The sequence below is a fragment of the Streptomyces sp. NPDC007929 genome (assembly GCF_042959065.1).
Taxonomy (GTDB): Bacteria; Actinomycetota; Actinomycetes; order Streptomycetales; family Streptomycetaceae; genus Streptomyces.
Genome location: NZ_JBIBKD010000003.1, coordinates 86,452 through 101,697 on the forward strand (window position 1 = coordinate 86,452; position 15,246 = coordinate 101,697).

A 15,246-nucleotide genomic window follows, 5' to 3' on the forward strand; every position below is an offset into this window, starting at 1 on the left:
GTCCGGGGCGAGCCTTGGTCGCCGCCGACGTGATCCCTCCCCGCGAGCGCGGAGCGCGCTACCTCCAGGCGGCCCCGGAAGACGGCATGCACGCCCTCCGGCACGCCTACGCTTCCGTACTCCTGGACGCGGGGGAGAGCATCAAGGCGCTCTCCGAGTACCTCGGCCACTCGGACCCGGGCTTCACGCTCCGGACGTACACACACCTGCTGCCGTCCAGCGAGACCCGCACCCGCAAGGCGATCGACGACGTCTTCACAGAAGCCGAGGCAGAAGCCGACGCCGAAGGCGAGGACGACCGGCCCGGCGCCCAGGGCACATCACCACCCCCAGCAAAACCAATGTGCCCTCAATGTGCCCTGGCCGCCTGACGGCCTCTCCCCGGCAAGCAAAAGGGCGAGGCCCGAAGACCCCGCCCGCACTCCACGAAACCCCAGCTCAGGGCCACACCAAGCAATAAGGCTGATGCCCCGCCTCGTGCAGCCGATGGCTGAAGTCCTGCCACTCGTGCAGCAGCTGGTACACATTGAACGCGTCGCGCGGTCCGCCCCGGTCCGGGACCGTCGACCAGATGAAGGCCGCCGCTCCCACCGCCTCCTCGCCGATGCCGCGCAGCGGGTCGACGACCGTCATGGGGAGTTTGACCACCGCGTAGTCGGGGTGCAGGACGACCAGTTCCAGGGGCGGGACCTTGTGCAGGGGGACGCCCTCGATGCCCGTGAGGACCATCGCCGCCATGGTCTCCGGCTTGATCTTCGTGAACATGCCGTTCATGCCGAGCTCGTCGCCGCCGAGCTCCTCGGGGCGCATGGAGATCGGGACGCGGGCCGCGGTCGCGCCGTCGGGCGCACCGAAGTACTTGTACGTCACCCCCACCCGACCACCATTCCCGCTGCTCCCGGCCGAAAGATCGTCCACCTGGCGTTCAGTACGTCCGGCGGCCCGCTCCGGTTCACCCGGCCGACTCTGTGTCTGACGCGGTTCCTGAGCGTCCTCCGCCTCGCGCCGGTGCCTTCCCCGCCGGGCACGTCGAGGACCCAGGTCATCGGTCCCCTCGCCCAGTCCGCCACCGCGATGCATATCTCCACCCGACTGCTTTTCCAGAACGCGTCGCCCCCGCCGCGCAACCCGATCATCGTGTCAGTGACCTCCCCCACGGCCGCCCGCCGAAACGTGCGCTGAAACATCCGTCCGCAGGATCTCCGCAGCCTCCGACCACCCGGGCCGTTCGAGCTGTGTGTATCAGAGACCAGTCTCTCAGACGACGGCGGCCCCGGGGCCGGTTGTCCCGCTGCCCCGCCCGCGCACCCCCCTGGCCTACCCTGAACAGGTCACTGGCACCCGGAGCCCGACAGCGTCGGAGAAGGTCGGAGAAGTCGCAGGTCATGAGTGAACTGGCATATCCGTATGAAGCACCGGCCTCGCAGGCTCTGTTCGACCGCGCGGCGGCCGTCACGCCCGGCGGCGTGAACTCCCCGGTGCGGGCCTTCCGAGCCGTCGGCGGCACGCCGCGGTTCATGGTGTCCGGCACCGGTCCCTATCTGACCGACGCGGACGGACGGGAGTACGTCGACCTCGTCTGCTCCTGGGGCCCCATGATCCTCGGGCACTCCCACCCCGAGGTCATCGCCGCCGTGCAGGACGCCGTCGCGCGCGGTACGTCCTTCGGCACGCCCGGTGAGGGCGAGGTCGCGCTCGCCGAGGAGATGGTCGCGCGGGTCGCGCCGCTGGAGCAGGTGCGGCTCGTCTCCAGCGGCACCGAGGCGACCATGTCCGCGATCCGGCTCGCCCGCGGCTTCACCCGGCGCACCAAGGTGATCAAGTTCGCCGGGTGCTACCACGGGCACGTCGACTCGCTGCTCGCCGCGGCCGGCAGCGGCGTCGCCACCTTCGCGCTGCCCGACACCCCGGGCGTCACCGGCGCGCAGGCCGGCGACACGATCGTCCTGCCGTACAACGACCTCGACGCCGTCCGTGAGGCCTTCCGGGCGCATCCCGGCGAGATCGCCTGTGTGATCACCGAGGCCTCCCCGGGCAACATGGGCGTCGTCCCGCCCGCCGACGGGTTCAACCAGGGCCTGAAGGACATCTGCGCCGAGAACGGCGCGCTCTACGTCTCCGACGAGGTCATGACCGGTTTCCGGACCAGCCGCGCCGGGTGGTTCGGGGTCGACGGCGTGGTCCCGGACCTGATGACCTTCGGCAAGGTCATGGGCGGCGGCTTCCCGGCGGCGGCCTTCGGCGGACGGGCGGACGTGATGGCCCACCTCGCCCCGGCCGGGCCCGTCTACCAGGCCGGCACCCTCTCCGGTAACCCCGTCGCGACCGCCGCGGGTCTCGCTCAGCTGCGCCTCCTCGACGACGCCGCCTACGCCAAGGTCGACGCCGTCTCGAAGGAGATCCAGGGGCTCGTCACCGGCGCCCTGTCCAAGGAGGGCGTGGCGCACACGCTCCAGAACGCCTCCAACATGTTCTCGGTGTTCTTCACCGACCGGCCGGTGCGCAACTACGAGGACGCCAAGACGCAGGAGTCGTTCCGCTTCACCGCGTTCTTCCACTCGCTGCTCGCCGACGGCGTCTACCTGCCGCCGTCCTCCTTCGAGTCCTGGTTCGTGTCCACCGCGCACGACGAGCGGGCCGTACAGAAGATCGCCGACGCCCTTCCGGCGGCGGCCCGGGCGGCTGCGGAGGCCACGGCATGAGCGACCAGCGGAACAACAGCGGCGAGGACATCACCGTCGTCCACGTCATGCGGCACGGCGAGGTCGCCAACCCGGACGGCATCCTCTACGGCCGCCTCCCCGGCTACCACCTCTCCGACCTGGGCCGCCGTATGGCCGACCGGGTCGCCGACCACCTGTCCGGCCGGGATGTGACGCATGTCGTCGCCTCGCCGCTGGAGCGGGCCCAGGAGACGGCCGAGCCGATCGCCAAGGCGCACGGGCTGGATCTGGCGACCGACGAGCGGCTGATCGAGGCCGACAACATCTTCCAGGGCAAGACGTTCGGCGTCGGGGACGGGGCGCTGCGCAAGCCGGGCAACTGGAAGCACCTGGTCAACCCGTTCCGGCCGTCCTGGGGTGAGCCGTATGTCGACCAGGTCGTGCGCATGATGAGCGCGCTGGGCGCGGCGAAGGACAAGGCCCGGGGGCACGAGGCGGTCGTGGTCAGCCACCAGCTGCCCATCTGGATCGTCCGCTCGTACGTCGAGCGCCGCCGCCTCTGGCACGACCCGCGCAAGCGCCAGTGCACGCTCGCCTCGCTGACGACCTTCACGTACCAGGGCGACCGGATCGTCTCCGTCGGCTACACCGAGCCGGCCCGCGACCTGGTCCCGGCCCATCTCCTCGCCGGGGCCAAGCCGGTGAAGGGGCAGGCCAAGGCCTTCGGGGCGTAGGCGTCCGCCCGCAGCGACAGAAGGGGTAGGCGTCTTCCCTTCGACCCATTCTGATCGCTTACGACTACTTCGTTACGAAATCTGCGCAAACAAGCGGAACCTCCCCCTTCGTCACGCCCTCTCACTGGGTGACCAGCACGACGTGACGAATCGGGGATGCCATGCGCGCTCTCTCCCGCAGGGGAATGCTCGGACTCGGCGCGGGAGCCGCCGCCGTCTCACTCGCCGGCTGCGGCGGCCTCACGGGCTCGGACGACTCCGGCCACGCCGACGGTTCCGGCGACTCCGCCCAGGGTGGAGCCAAACCGAAGCCCGAGCCCACCGCCCGCCCCATCGGCGACGGCTCCACCGCCCACACCGGCAAGCAGCCCCACCAGCCCGCCACGCCCGAGCCGCTGGAGCCGGGGCAGACCCCGCCGCAGTTCGTCGTGTTCTCCTGGGACGGCGCCGGCGAGGTGGGCAACGGCCTCTTCCCGCGCTTCCTGGACCTCGCCAAGGAGCACGGCGCGAGCATGACCTTCTTCCTGTCCGGGCTGTACCTCCTGCCCGAGTCGAAGAAGCGCCTCTACAACCCGCCCAACAACCCCCGCGGCGCCTCCGACATCGGCTACCTCACCGACGAGCACATCAAGGACACGCTGAAGAACGTCCACCGGGCGTGGCGGGAAGGCCACGAGATCGGCACCCACTTCAACGGCCACTTCTGCGGCGAGTCCCACGGCTCGGTCAAGAACTGGACACCGGCGCAGTGGCGCAGCGAGATCGACCAGGCCAAGTCCTTCGTGAAGGAATGGCGCACCAACACCGGCTGGACCGACCTGCCGTCGCTGCCGTTCGACTACGACAAGGAGCTCGTCGGCGGCCGTACGCCGTGCCTGCTCGGCCAGGACAACCTGCTGCCCACCGCCCGTGAGCTCGGCTGGCGCTACGACGCCTCCTCGCCCGGCGGCCTCCAGGTCTGGCCCACCAAGCGCCAGGGCATATGGGACCTGCCCCTCCAGCAGATACCTTTCCCCGGCCGTGGCTTCGAGGTCCTGTCGATGGACTACAACATGCTCGCCAACCAGTCCCTGAACTCCACCAAGGCCCCGGCCCACAACTACCCGGGCTGGCGGAAGCAGTCGGCGCAGGCGTACATCCAGGGATTCAAGCGGGCATACAAGACAAACCGGGCACCTCTCTTCATCGGCAACCACTTCGAGCAGTGGAACGGCGGCATCTACATGGACGCCGTCGAGGAGGCCTTCAAGCACATCGCGCGCGAGAAGGACAAGGGCGCGGATGTGCGTCTCGTCTCCTTCCGGCAGTTCACCGACTGGCTGGACGCGCAGAAGCCCGAGGTGCTCGAAAAGCTCCGCACGCTCGGCGTCGGACAGCAGCCGGCGGGCGGCTGGCGGGAGTTCACCGGCCGCACCTCCACACCCGGCCAAGACCCCTCGCGCAACGCCGCCTGAAATGCGGTTTTCCGCCCGCAAGGGGGGTGGGCGAGAGCCACGGAACGGGCATGCGAAACTTTTCACATGAGTGCCGACAGCGCCCCCCAGCGTTCGAACCGCACGACCCGTGCCACCGAGCGCGCCCGCCGTGTCCGCCGTAGCGCGGCCCTGACCGCCTCCCTCGCCGCGAGCGCGCTGCTCGTCACTGCGTGCGGCTCCGGCGGCACCTCGGGCGGGGGCGGCGACACCAACTTCGTCACCGGCACCGACGGCGTCGCCACGGCCGCCCAGGGCAAGCGCACCCCGGCCCCCGACCTGTCCGGCAAGACCATCGCAGGCAAGACCCTCGACGTCGCCGACTACAAGGGCAAGGTCGTCGTCCTCAACGTGTGGGGTTCCTGGTGCAACCCCTGCCGCGCCGAGGCCAAGTACTTCGCGAAGGTCTCCAAGGCGTACGCGGACAAGGGCGTGCAGTTCGTCGGCATCAACACCCGCGACACCTCCACCGGCGCGGCCCTCGCCTTCGAGAAGGACTGGGACATCACCTACCCCAGCCTCTACGACCCCACCGGCAAGCTGCTGCTGCGCTTCAAGAAGGGCACGCTCAACCCGCAGGCGATCCCCTCCACGCTCATCCTCGACCGGGAGGGCAAGATCGCGGCCCGCTCCCTGTCCGCGCTCAGCGAGGAACGGCTGCTGAAGATGCTCAAGCCGGTCGTCGCCGAGAAGTGAGCGGAACAACAGTGAGCGGAACAGCGACGTGAGTGGAGCAGCGACGTGAGCGCAGTCACCCTCGCCGCGGTGGCGGACCCCAACGGCACGGTGCTCAACGGCGCCCTGCTCGTGGCCCTGCCGATCGCACTGCTCGGCGGCCTCGTCTCCTTCTTCTCACCGTGCGTCCTGCCGCTGGTGCCCGGTTACCTGTCCTATGTGACGGGCGTCGCGGGCACCGACCTCGCCGAGGCCCGGCGCGGCCGGATGGTCGCGGGCGCCTCCCTGTTCGTGCTCGGCTTCACCGCCGTGTTCGTCTCCACCGGGGCACTGTTCGGCTACTTCGGACAGACGCTCCAGGAACAGCAGGGCGTCCTGTCCAAGGTGCTCGGCGCCCTCATGATCCTCATGGGCGTCTTCTTCATGGGCCTGATGCCCTGGCTCACCCAGCGGGAGTTCCGCTTCCACCGGCGGCCCGTGGCCGGGCTGGTGGGCGCGCCCCTGCTCGGCGCGCTGTTCGGCATCGGCTGGACGCCCTGCATCGGACCCACCCTCGCCTCCGTGCTCGCCCTCTCCTCCGACCAGGGCAGCGCCGGACGCGGCGCCGTCCTGACCATCGCGTACTGTCTGGGCCTGGGTGTGCCCTTCGTGCTCGCCGCGGTCGCCTTCCGCAAGGCCCTCGGAGCCTTCGGCTGGATCAAGCGCCACTACGTCTGGGTGATGCGGATCGGCGGCACCATGATGATCGTGACCGGTCTGCTGCTGCTGACCGGCGCGTGGGACCGCATCGTGCAGGAGATGCAGGTCTGGTCCGACGGCTTCACTGTGGGGATCTGATCGATGAGCAAGACCACCGCCTCCGGCCCGGCCCCCGCCGCCGAGGACCAGGAGCTGGGCGAGGCCGGCTCCCAGCTGTCCACCGCCCCCAAGGAGGACGCGCCCAACCTGCCCGCCCTGGGCGTCATCGGCTGGGCCCGCTGGTTCTGGCGGCAGCTGACCTCCATGCGTGTCGCCCTGCTGCTGCTCCTGCTGCTCTCCCTCGGCGCGATCCCCGGCTCGCTGATCCCGCAGTCCGGCCAGGACGAGACCAAGGTCGCCGACTTCCGCAAGGCCCACCCGACCCTCGGGGACGTCTACGACAAGATCGGCATGTTCCACGTCTACAGCTCGGTGTGGTTCTCCGCGATCTACATCCTGCTGTTCGTCTCCCTCATCGGCTGCATCGTGCCCCGCACCTGGCAGTTCGTCGGCCAGCTGCGCGGCCTGCCGCCCGGCGCGCCCCGGCGGCTGACCCGGCTGCCCGCCCACACCACCTGGCGCACCACGGCCGAACCCGAGCAGGTCCGGCAGGCCGCCCTGGCCCTGCTGAAGAAGCGCCGCTTCCGCGCCCACCTCACCGGGGACGCCGTCGCCGCCGAGAAGGGCTATCTGCGCGAGGTCGGCAACCTCGTCTTCCACATCGCCCTAATCGTGATGCTGACCGCCTTCGCCTGGGGCCAGCTGTACAAGTCCGAGGGCAACAAGCTGGTCGTCGAGGGCGACGGCTTCTCCAACACCCTCACCCAGTACGACGACTTCAAGTCCGGCAACCTCTTCACGTCGGACGACCTGGTGCCGTTCAGCTTCAACCTGAAGAAGTTCACCGGCACCTACGAGCGCACCGGCCCCAACAAGGGCACCCCGCGCGTCTACAAGGCCGACATCACCTACAGCACGGGCGCCTACGGCAAGGACCGGACCGACACCGTCGAGGTGAACCACCCGCTGGAGATCGGGGACTCCAAGGTCTACCTGGTCAGCCACGGCTACGCCCCGGTCGTCACCGTCCGCGACGCCAAGGGCAAGGTCGTCTTCGACGACGCCGTTCCGCTGCTGCCGCTGGACGGCAACGTCACCTCCTCCGGTGTCGTCAAGGTCCTCGACGGCTACCGCAACGCCAAGGGCGAGAAGGAGCAGCTCGGCTTCAACGCGTTCTTCGTGCCGACCTTCGGCGGCCACACCAGCGGCACGATGCTGTCGCAGTTCCCCGCGCTGGACAATCCGATGCTCGCGCTGTCCGCCTACCACGGCGACCTCGGGGCCGACTCCGGCATCCCGCAGAGCGTGTACCAGATGGACCGCAGCAACATGAAGGAGTTCAAGGACTCCAAGGGCAAGCTGTTCAAGAAGCTGCTGAAGCCCGGCGAGACCATGAAGCTCCCGAACGGCGCGGGTTCGGTCACCTTCGGCAAGGACATCAAGGAGTGGGCCGGCTTCCAGGTCGTCCAGCAGCCCGGCAGCGGCTGGGCCCTCGCCGGTTCCCTCGCCGCGATCGGCGGCCTCGCCGCCTCCCTGTTCATCCAGCGCCGCCGCGTCTGGGTGCGCGCGGTCAAGGGCGCCGACGGTGTCACCGTCGTGGAGATGGCCGGCCTCGGCCGCAGCGAGTCCGCCAAGGTCCCCGAGGAACTGGGGCACCTCGCCGGCGACCTCTACGAACAGGCGCCCGGCGTCCCCGACGACCCCGCAGATTCCCCCGACCCCGATCAGGAGCCGGGTACCGAACCCCCCGTACCTGCCGAAGGGGCTGAGAAGTGACTCTCGCCGCCGCCACCAACGAAAACCTCGCGAGCATCAGCAATGTGCTGATCTACTCCGCGATGGCCGTCTACACCCTGGCGTTCTTCGCGTACATCGCCGAATGGCTCTTCGGCAGCCGCAGCAAGGTCGCCCGGACCGCCGCCGCGCTCACCGCCAAGACGGACGCCAAGAAGGCGGCGGCCCCGGCCGTCACCGTGAACAAGGCCGGCGGCACCGCCGTGCTGGAGCGGCCCAAGGTCACCGTGCGGGCCGCGGCCGGTCAGCGCGATGTGCCGGACGGCCCCGGGGCGCACGGCGGGGACGAGCAGGGCGACCTGTACGGCCGGATCGCCATCTCCCTCACGGTGCTCGCCTTCCTGATCGAGTTCGGCGGAGTCCTCACCCGCGCCCTGTCGGTGGAGCGCGCCCCGTGGGGCAACATGTACGAGTTCAACATCACGTTCTCCACGGTCGCCGTCGGCGTGTACCTCGGACTGCTCGCGCTGAAGAAGAACGTGCGCTGGCTCGGCCTGTTCCTGATCACCTCGGTCCTGCTCGACCTGGGCCTGGCGGTCACGGTCCTCTACACCGCCAGCGACCAGCTGGTGCCGGCGCTGCACTCGTACTGGCTGTACATCCACGTCTCGACGGCGATCTTCTGTGGCGCGGTCTTCTACGTGGGCGCGATGGCCACGATCCTGTACCTCTTCAAGGACTCCTACGAGAGCAAGCTCGCGAGCGGCGGCACGCCCGGCACCTTCGCGACCTCCGTCCTGGAGCGCCTGCCCTCCTCCGCCTCCCTCGACAAGTTCTCCTACCGCGTCAACGCGGCCGTCTTCCCGCTGTGGACGTTCACGATCATCGCGGGCGCCATCTGGGCCGGTGACGCCTGGGGCCGCTACTGGGGCTGGGACCCGAAGGAGACCTGGTCCTTCATCACCTGGGTCGCCTACGCCGGTTACCTGCACGCCCGCGCGACGGCCGGCTGGAAGGGCCGCAAGGCCGCCTACCTGGCCCTCATCGCCTTCGGCTGCTGGCTGTTCAACTACTACGGCGTGAACATCTTCGTCTCCGGCAAGCACTCCTACGCGGACGTGTAGTCCCCGCCGGGGCACTCACCGCCGGGCGGCGGGGGCGTGGTCCGCGACCGACACGATGATGTCGCGCAGCCGGTCGGCGTACAGCCGCAGGTTCTTGTGCGCGACATCGGTGTCCGGGTAGCGGGCCGCGAACCACAGGCCCTCGTGGAGCCGGGTGACCCAGGCGCAGACCTGGTCGCCGTAGGACACCCGGATCAGCCCGTAGGCGTTGCGCCCGGTCCAGCTCTCCGACTCGGGGATGGAGCGGGCGTCGGCGAACGACACGATCGAGTACATGTCGGGGGACGTCGGCCGGAAGTCCGCGCCGAGTAGCCGCAGCACCCGGGCCAGCGGCATCCGCGCCAGCGGCCGGGTGGCGTGCAGCGCGGCGCGCACGGTCCGCAGCGCTGCCGGGAAGTCGGGCGCGTCGGCGACGGGCACCTCGATCGGGGCGCCGCCCACGTACCAGCCCACCGAGTCCGAGTACGCGGACTTGGCCCGGGTGTGGAAGGGCACCACCGTCCGGTAGACGGGCTCGCCGCCGATCTCGTGGACGATCAGGGCCGTCGCCGCCAGCAGCCCGACCAGGGAACCGCCGAAGGGGCGGCAGTACGCCTCGAAGGCCGCGGCCGCGTCGGCGTCCACGAGCATCTCGCGCATCAGCTTCTGGGTCGGCAGCGGCCCGTCCGGCTCCAGGCCCAGATCGACGGGGAAGCTCGGCAGCCGCCCGTCGCAGCGCCGGATGAACTCTCGCCAGCGGGCGACGATCTCGTGGTCCGCGTCGATCCGGTCGGCGTCCGCCCGCTCGGCCTCGCAGAAGTCCACGTAGCTGGAGACCGGCGTCTGCTCCGGGGCGCTGCCGGTCAGCTGGGCGGTGTACAGCTCCTGGATCTCCGCGGGGATGCGGTAGATGGAGAACGCGTCGACGTTGCTGTGGTCGAAGGCCATGTACACGCTGGTGGAGTCGTCCCGGACGACGGCCGTGTAGATGAGGTTCGGCCAGCGCAGCGCGTCGGCGGTGGTGTCGAAACGGTCCTGGAGGTGCTGGGCGAGGACCGCCGGGTCGGTGAACTCCCCGGCGTCCTCGCGGTGCAGGGAGACCGACGCCGGGTCGAGGGTGAAGCGGCGGATCGAGTCGCCCGGGCCGCCCGCCCAGCGGAAGCCGCTGCGCAGCGTCTCGTGCCGCAGCGTCCAGGCCCGCAGCGCCTGACCGAGGGCGTCCAGGTCGGCCCGGCCCGGCAGGTCGAAGGCGGCGCCGATCCAGGTCGGCACGAACAGCCCGTCCTCGCGCACCGACCGCGCCGTCCGCAGATGGGACTCCTGGATGTAGGCGGGTGGCCGGGAGTCCTCGGGCAGGGCCTTCGCCGTCGCGACGGTCGCCGGACTGAGCGTCCATTCGACGAGTCGTCCAGGCCGGACCTCGCAGCGCTGGATGTCGGTCATTCGCACGGGGCGTCTCCGTTCGCAGTTGGGACAGACCCGATCAAGGGAATGCCGAGCCCGCCACCGGCCACACCGCGTGTCGCGACATTTCAGGGGAACGGATGGCATCTCGAACGGCGATACGGGGCCCGCCCGGTGTGCTCAGTTGACGCCGATGTCCTCGTTCCAGAGCGCGGGGTGCGCGGCGATGAAGTCGCGCATCAGCCCGGCGCACTCGGCGTCGTCCAACAGCACGATCTCCACACCGTGTTCGGCCAGCCAGTCATGGCCGCCGTGGAAGGTGACCGCCTCACCGATCACCACCCGGGAGATCCCGAACTGCCGCACCAGACCGGAGCAGTACCAGCACGGCGACAGCGTCGTCACCATCGTCGTACCCCGGTAGCCGCGCTGCCGCCCGGCCGCGCGGAACGCCGCCGTCTCCGCGTGCAGGGACGGATCGCCGTCCTGGACACGGCGGTTGTGGCCGCGGCCCAGCAGGGTGCCGTCGGCGCCGTACAGCGCGGCACCGATCGGGATACCGCCCTCGGCGAGCCCGCGACGGGCCTCCTCGACGGCGGTCGTGAGCCATGTGCGTGCCCGTGCCTGGTCCATGACCTCATCCATGACCCGGCTCCGCCGCTCCGTAACCCGGCCCGCCCGCCGTGAGCCGTTCCAGGTAGGCGTGCAGGGCTCCCGCGCCCTCGATCATGGCCCGGGTGCGGGCCGTCAACGCCTCACCCCGCGCCGCCACGGCCGCGCGCAGCGCCGCGCTGCCGCCCTCCCGCCGCAGCCCCTCCAGCACCGGCCTGATCTGGTCGAACAGATAGTGACTGCGGCGCAGGGTGTGCACGAGCCGGGCGTCGCGCACATCGGCAGGCTCGTAGACCCGGTACCCCGTCGCGCGCTCCCGGCCCGGAGCGATCAGCCCGGCCTGCTCCCACACCCGCAGCGCCGACGTCCGTACGCCCAGCAGCGCCGCCACCTCGCCGATGCGCAGCCCGCCCGAACGGGGCAGCGGGGCGGGCGGTTCGGCCGCGAGGAGTTCAAGGGCCTCGCTCGCCGCCCGCAGCGACACCCGCTCCTCGTGCAGCGCGGCATGCGCGGCGTCGACCAGCGCGAGCGCGCCCGGGACGTCGCCCGCGTGCAGGGCCCGCATGATGTCGGCCGCCGTCACCGGCCCGTACCCCCGCATCAGCGTCCGGTACGCCAGCAGCGCGCCGCGGTGCGTCTCCCCGAAGACGCGGTAGCCGGACTCGGTCCGCGCGGCGGGCGGCAGCACACCGGCGTCCTCGTAGTTGCGGATCTGCTGCGTCGAGACACCCGCGAGCCGGGCCAGGTCGACGGGGCGGAGGCGGCGGTCGTTCGTCATCGATTTGAAGGTTACGGCAGGAAGGGCGCAGCAGCATCCGGGCCATCCCCGCTGCAAGCCCGCTCAAGTCTCAACACAGCACTTCAATGGAAGACTTGAAGGAATGGACGACTTCATCCGCGTCACCGGTGCCCGCCTGCACAACCTCAAGAACGTCTCCCTCTCCCTGCCGAAGAACAAGCTGGTCGTGCTGACCGGCCTGTCCGGCTCCGGCAAGTCCACCCTCGCCTTCGACACCCTCCACCGGGAGGGCCAGCGGCAGTACCTGGAGTCGCTGGGCATGGTCACCGGGCTCGTCGGCAAGCCCGCCGTCGACTCCATCACCGGCCTGTCCCCGTCCATCAGCGTCGACCAGCACCTCACCAACCGCAGCCCCCGCTCCACGGTCGGCACGGTCACCGAGGTCTTCACCTACCTGCGCCTGCTGTGGTCGCGCATCGGCATCCGCCCCTGCCCCGGCTGCGGCAAGGACATCCCGCCCTCCCACGCCGACACCGCCGAGGCCGACGAGGACGCCGAACCCGGGCAGCGGCCCTGCCCACACTGCGGAGCCCCCGTGCCCGAACTGGTCATGGGCTCCTTCTCCTTCAACAAGCCCGCCGGAGCCTGCCCGGCCTGCACCGGCCTGGGCGAGGTGATCCGTCCCGACGTACGGCGCCTGGCCGACGACGCCAAGTCGGTCGCACAGGGGGCGGTGCACGGCTGGAACGCCAAATACACCGACTGGATCCTCCCCGTGCTGCGGGCCGCCGCCGGCCACTACGGCTTCACCTTCGACGCCCACACCCCGCTCGGCGAACTCGACGCCAGACAGCGGGACCTGCTGCTCCACGGCGTGGAAAGCCCCGAGTTCCGGCGGCACTTCCCCGACACCGCCCCACCGGCGACCGTAACGGCGGGCCGCTTCGAAGGCGTCGCGACGGCCCTGCTGCGCCGCTACAGCGACCGCGCCGACGACCCCGAGTACCGCGAACGGGCCGAACGGCAGGGCCTGGTGAAACAGCCCTGCGCGGACTGCGACGGCACCAGGCTGGGCGCCGCCGCCCGGGCGGTGACCGTGCACGGCCTCACCGTCGTCGAGGCCACCCGGCTCCCCCTGACCGACCTCGCCGACTGGCTGACCGGCCTGCGCGAGCGGTCGGACGGCGACGAGTGGCTGCTCGTGGAGCCGGTCGTAGCCGACCTGGAGGAGCGGGTCCGCCGCCTGCTGGACGTCGGCGTCGGCTACCTCACCCTGGGCCAGGCCACCCCCAGCCTCTCCGCGGGCGAGACGCAGCGACTGCGGCTGGCCGCCCTGCTCGGCTCCGGTCTCACCGGCGTCCTCTACGTCCTGGACGAGCCGACCATCGGCCTGCACCCCTCGGACACCGCCCGCCTGGTCGACGTCCTGCGCCGCCTGCGCGACCTGGGCAACACCGTGCTGGTCATCGAACACGACCTGGACGTGCTGGAGGCCGCCGACCATGTGGTGGACGTCGGGCCGGGAGCGGGCCGGGACGGCGGGCGGATCGTCGCCGAGGGCACACCCGAGGAGGTGGCCCGGACCGAGGGCTCGGTCACCGGCGCGTACCTCTCGGGCCGGATCCCGGCACCCCGTTCGCGCGGCCGCGGGGACGCCGACGCGGCCCTGCTGATCAGGGGAGCCCGGGCCCACAACCTCAAGGACGTCACCGTACGGATCCCGCTGGGGCGGCTGGTGACGGTCACCGGCCCGTCCGGCTCGGGCAAGTCGACCCTGCTGCTGGACATCCTCGGCCGGGCCGCCCGCCGGCACTTCGACGGGGCGGGGGAGCTGCCCGCCGAGCACGACGGCATCGACGGCTGGGGGCACCTGGGCAAGATCGTGACGGTCGACCAGGAGCCGGTCAGCCGGATGCCGCGCTCCAACGCGGCGACGTACGGGGAGGTGTTCACGCCGATCCGGGAGGTGTTCGCGGCGCGCTCGAAGGGGGCGCTCACCGCGGGCCACTTCAGCTTCAACACGGCCGGGGGCCGGTGCGAGCGCTGCGAGGGCGCCGGGGTGCTGTCGGTGCACATGCACTTCCTCCCGGCGGTCGAGGTGCGCTGCCCGACCTGCCGGGGCCGGCGGTTCCGCCCCGAGGTGCTGGGCGTCCGATACGAGGGTCACGACATCGCGCAGGTGCTGGCGGCGACGGTGGACGAGGCGCTGGAGGTGTTCCGGGAGGTGCCCGCGGTCGCCACCCGGCTGCGCCGCATGGCCGACGTCGGCCTCGGCTACCTCCCGCTGGGCCAGCCCGCGCCCACCCTCTCCGGCGGCGAGGCCCAACGCCTCAAGCTGGCGAAGGAACTGGGCCGCCGGACGACCGGCCGCACGCTCTACGTCCTCGACGAGCCGACGACCGGCCTGCACGCGGCGGACACGGCACGACTCCTCGGGGTACTGCAACGCCTGGTGGACGCGGGCCACTCCGTCATCACCATCGAACACAACGTGGACGTGATGCGGGCCTCGGACTGGCTCATCGACCTCGGGCCGGTCGGCGGGGCGGGCGGGGGCCGGGTGATGGCGGAGGGCACCCCGGGGGAGGTGTCGGGGACGGGGGCGTCCCGGACGGGTGGGTTTCTGACCGGGTGAATCGAGAGGTGCTCTCGGGGCCGCCCGCTTCTCCGTCAGCCCTGACGCTCCAGCACCGCGTAGTCGGCGAAGCTGCGGCGGTAGCGCAGGTGCCTCGTCTCCTGAGTGTGCCTGCGCTGCCACTCCTCGACCTCGCCGGGCGCCTGGCACGGGCCCGAGCCCGCCCCGCAGTCCTGCTCCGCCCCCGAGACGCAGTACGCCTCGTACTCGGGCTGCGCCGAGGGGTCCTGGACGATCGTGTACGGCACGTACCGGAAGAGCCTGCGCCCGGCCGGTTGCCCACCGTGTTCCTCACGTTGGTGCTGGCGCAGCAGCACGTTGGCGTCCGTCACCGCGCTGCCGTCGAACGCGGCCCGCGCCCTGTCCCGCCTTAGCGCCAGCTCCTCACAGGTCGCGCACCCCGGCACCGGCGAAGGTGGCCGGGCCGGATCGTCCGACAGGCGCTCCCGGTAACGGTCGTTGAGCGCGCGTACGCCCGCGCTGAGCCGTTCGTCCAGGGTGGCCTCCCGGATCTTCGCCGGGTCGGCCTGCCACTCCCTGCCGCCGCCGACCGGGCGCAGCATCACGTACGGACCGGTTCTGTCCTGGTACTCGCCGACCTTGCGCGTGTGCGGGTCGTAGACGAGCGTTCCCGGTTCCATTTCGCGTACCTCCGTCACTCTGGGTGTATCGAGCGT

General features: G+C 70.9%; 13 protein-coding genes and 1 pseudogene. 9 read left to right on the forward strand and 5 right to left on the reverse strand.

Translation table 11 applies throughout. The features are described from left to right. Window positions 1-8: 8 nt before the first annotated feature. Window positions 9-371 (forward strand): annotated as a pseudogene (locus ACFZDE_RS09945) (tyrosine-type recombinase/integrase); the annotation flags it as partial. Between the two features lie 67 nt (window positions 372-438). Here the strand turns inward: ACFZDE_RS09945 and ACFZDE_RS09950 are convergent. Then, window positions 439-876 carry a hypothetical protein gene (locus tag ACFZDE_RS09950; protein ID WP_003974483.1) on the reverse strand — a complete coding sequence of 146 codons (438 nt, stop codon included), beginning with the start codon at window positions 874-876 and terminating at the stop codon, window positions 439-441. A 509-nt stretch (window positions 877-1,385) separates the two neighbouring features. Here ACFZDE_RS09950 and hemL point away from each other — a divergent pair. The 7 genes from hemL to ccsB all read left to right on the forward strand — a co-directional run bounded on the left by hemL (window position 1,386) and on the right by ccsB (window position 9,200). Then, window positions 1,386-2,702 carry a glutamate-1-semialdehyde 2,1-aminomutase gene (gene hemL / locus ACFZDE_RS09955; protein WP_391199109.1) on the forward strand — a complete coding sequence of 439 codons (1,317 nt, stop codon included), beginning with the start codon at window positions 1,386-1,388 and terminating at the stop codon, window positions 2,700-2,702. Next, entirely contained in the window at window positions 2,699-3,397 is a 699-nt protein-coding gene (locus ACFZDE_RS09960; protein WP_391199110.1) for a histidine phosphatase family protein, read from the forward strand. Before hemL ends, ACFZDE_RS09960 begins: the two co-directional genes overlap by 4 nt. Before the next feature lie 161 nt (window positions 3,398-3,558). Beyond that, window positions 3,559-4,851 carry a polysaccharide deacetylase family protein gene (locus ACFZDE_RS09965; protein ID WP_391199112.1) on the forward strand — a complete coding sequence of 431 codons (1,293 nt, stop codon included), beginning with the start codon at window positions 3,559-3,561 and terminating at the stop codon, window positions 4,849-4,851. A gap of 66 nt (window positions 4,852-4,917) precedes the next feature. Beyond that, window positions 4,918-5,565 (forward strand): redoxin domain-containing protein, encoded by a 648-nt coding sequence (locus tag ACFZDE_RS09970; protein WP_390992631.1) that lies wholly within the window; start codon window positions 4,918-4,920, stop codon window positions 5,563-5,565. 45 nt (window positions 5,566-5,610) lie between these two features. After that, complete coding sequence (locus ACFZDE_RS09975; protein WP_391199115.1) at window positions 5,611-6,381, forward strand: cytochrome c biogenesis protein CcdA; 771 nt, start codon at window positions 5,611-5,613, stop codon at window positions 6,379-6,381. Between the two features lie 3 nt (window positions 6,382-6,384). Then, complete coding sequence (locus tag ACFZDE_RS09980; protein ID WP_391199117.1) at window positions 6,385-8,118, forward strand: cytochrome c biogenesis protein ResB; 1,734 nt, start codon at window positions 6,385-6,387, stop codon at window positions 8,116-8,118. Further along, window positions 8,115-9,200 (forward strand): c-type cytochrome biogenesis protein CcsB, encoded by a 1,086-nt coding sequence (gene ccsB / locus ACFZDE_RS09985; protein ID WP_391199120.1) that lies wholly within the window; start codon window positions 8,115-8,117, stop codon window positions 9,198-9,200. Before ACFZDE_RS09980 ends, ccsB begins: the two co-directional genes overlap by 4 nt. Before the next feature lie 15 nt (window positions 9,201-9,215). Here the strand turns inward: ccsB and ACFZDE_RS09990 are convergent, their stop codons facing one another. The 3 genes from ACFZDE_RS09990 to ACFZDE_RS10000 form a co-directional block, all read right to left on the reverse strand. After that, the gene (locus ACFZDE_RS09990; protein ID WP_391199122.1) at window positions 9,216-10,628 is read right to left on the reverse strand and encodes a condensation domain-containing protein; all 1,413 of its coding nucleotides are present in this window, start codon (window positions 10,626-10,628) and stop codon (window positions 9,216-9,218) included. A gap of 135 nt (window positions 10,629-10,763) precedes the next feature. Next, window positions 10,764-11,228, reverse strand: coding sequence for a deaminase (locus ACFZDE_RS09995; RefSeq protein WP_391199125.1), 465 nt, complete (start codon window positions 11,226-11,228; stop codon window positions 10,764-10,766). Then, window positions 11,221-11,973 carry a MerR family transcriptional regulator gene (locus ACFZDE_RS10000; RefSeq protein ID WP_391199128.1) on the reverse strand — a complete coding sequence of 251 codons (753 nt, stop codon included), beginning with the start codon at window positions 11,971-11,973 and terminating at the stop codon, window positions 11,221-11,223. Before ACFZDE_RS10000 ends, ACFZDE_RS09995 begins: the two co-directional genes overlap by 8 nt. 103 nt (window positions 11,974-12,076) lie before the next feature. Here ACFZDE_RS10000 and uvrA point away from each other — a divergent pair, with 103 nt between their 5' ends. Next, on the forward strand, window positions 12,077-14,569 hold the full coding sequence (uvrA, locus tag ACFZDE_RS10005; protein WP_391199130.1) for an excinuclease ABC subunit UvrA: 2,493 nt from the start codon (window positions 12,077-12,079) through the stop codon (window positions 14,567-14,569). 35 nt (window positions 14,570-14,604) lie between these two features. Here the strand turns inward: uvrA and ACFZDE_RS10010 are convergent, their stop codons facing one another. Then, window positions 14,605-15,210, reverse strand: coding sequence for a hypothetical protein (locus ACFZDE_RS10010; RefSeq protein WP_391199131.1), 606 nt, complete (start codon window positions 15,208-15,210; stop codon window positions 14,605-14,607). Window positions 15,211-15,246 lie beyond the last annotated feature (36 nt).

Bases quoted from the DNA above. Each gene is read 5' to 3' on its own strand.
- uvrA (WP_391199130.1), top strand. From the start codon at position 12,077: ATGGACGACTTCATCCGCGTCACCGGTGCCCGCCTGCACAACCTCAAG.
- ACFZDE_RS10010 (WP_391199131.1), bottom strand. From the start codon at position 15,210: ATGGAACCGGGAACGCTCGTCTACGACCCGCACACGCGCAAGGTCGGC.
- ACFZDE_RS09970 (WP_390992631.1), top strand. From the start codon at position 4,918: ATGAGTGCCGACAGCGCCCCCCAGCGTTCGAACCGCACGACCCGTGCC.
- ACFZDE_RS10000 (WP_391199128.1), bottom strand. From the start codon at position 11,973: ATGACGAACGACCGCCGCCTCCGCCCCGTCGACCTGGCCCGGCTCGCG.
- ACFZDE_RS09960 (WP_391199110.1), top strand. From the start codon at position 2,699: ATGAGCGACCAGCGGAACAACAGCGGCGAGGACATCACCGTCGTCCAC.
- ACFZDE_RS09995 (WP_391199125.1), bottom strand. From the start codon at position 11,228: ATGGATGAGGTCATGGACCAGGCACGGGCACGCACATGGCTCACGACC.
- ACFZDE_RS09980 (WP_391199117.1), top strand. From the start codon at position 6,385: ATGAGCAAGACCACCGCCTCCGGCCCGGCCCCCGCCGCCGAGGACCAG.
- hemL (WP_391199109.1), top strand. From the start codon at position 1,386: ATGAGTGAACTGGCATATCCGTATGAAGCACCGGCCTCGCAGGCTCTG.
- ACFZDE_RS09965 (WP_391199112.1), top strand. From the start codon at position 3,559: ATGCGCGCTCTCTCCCGCAGGGGAATGCTCGGACTCGGCGCGGGAGCC.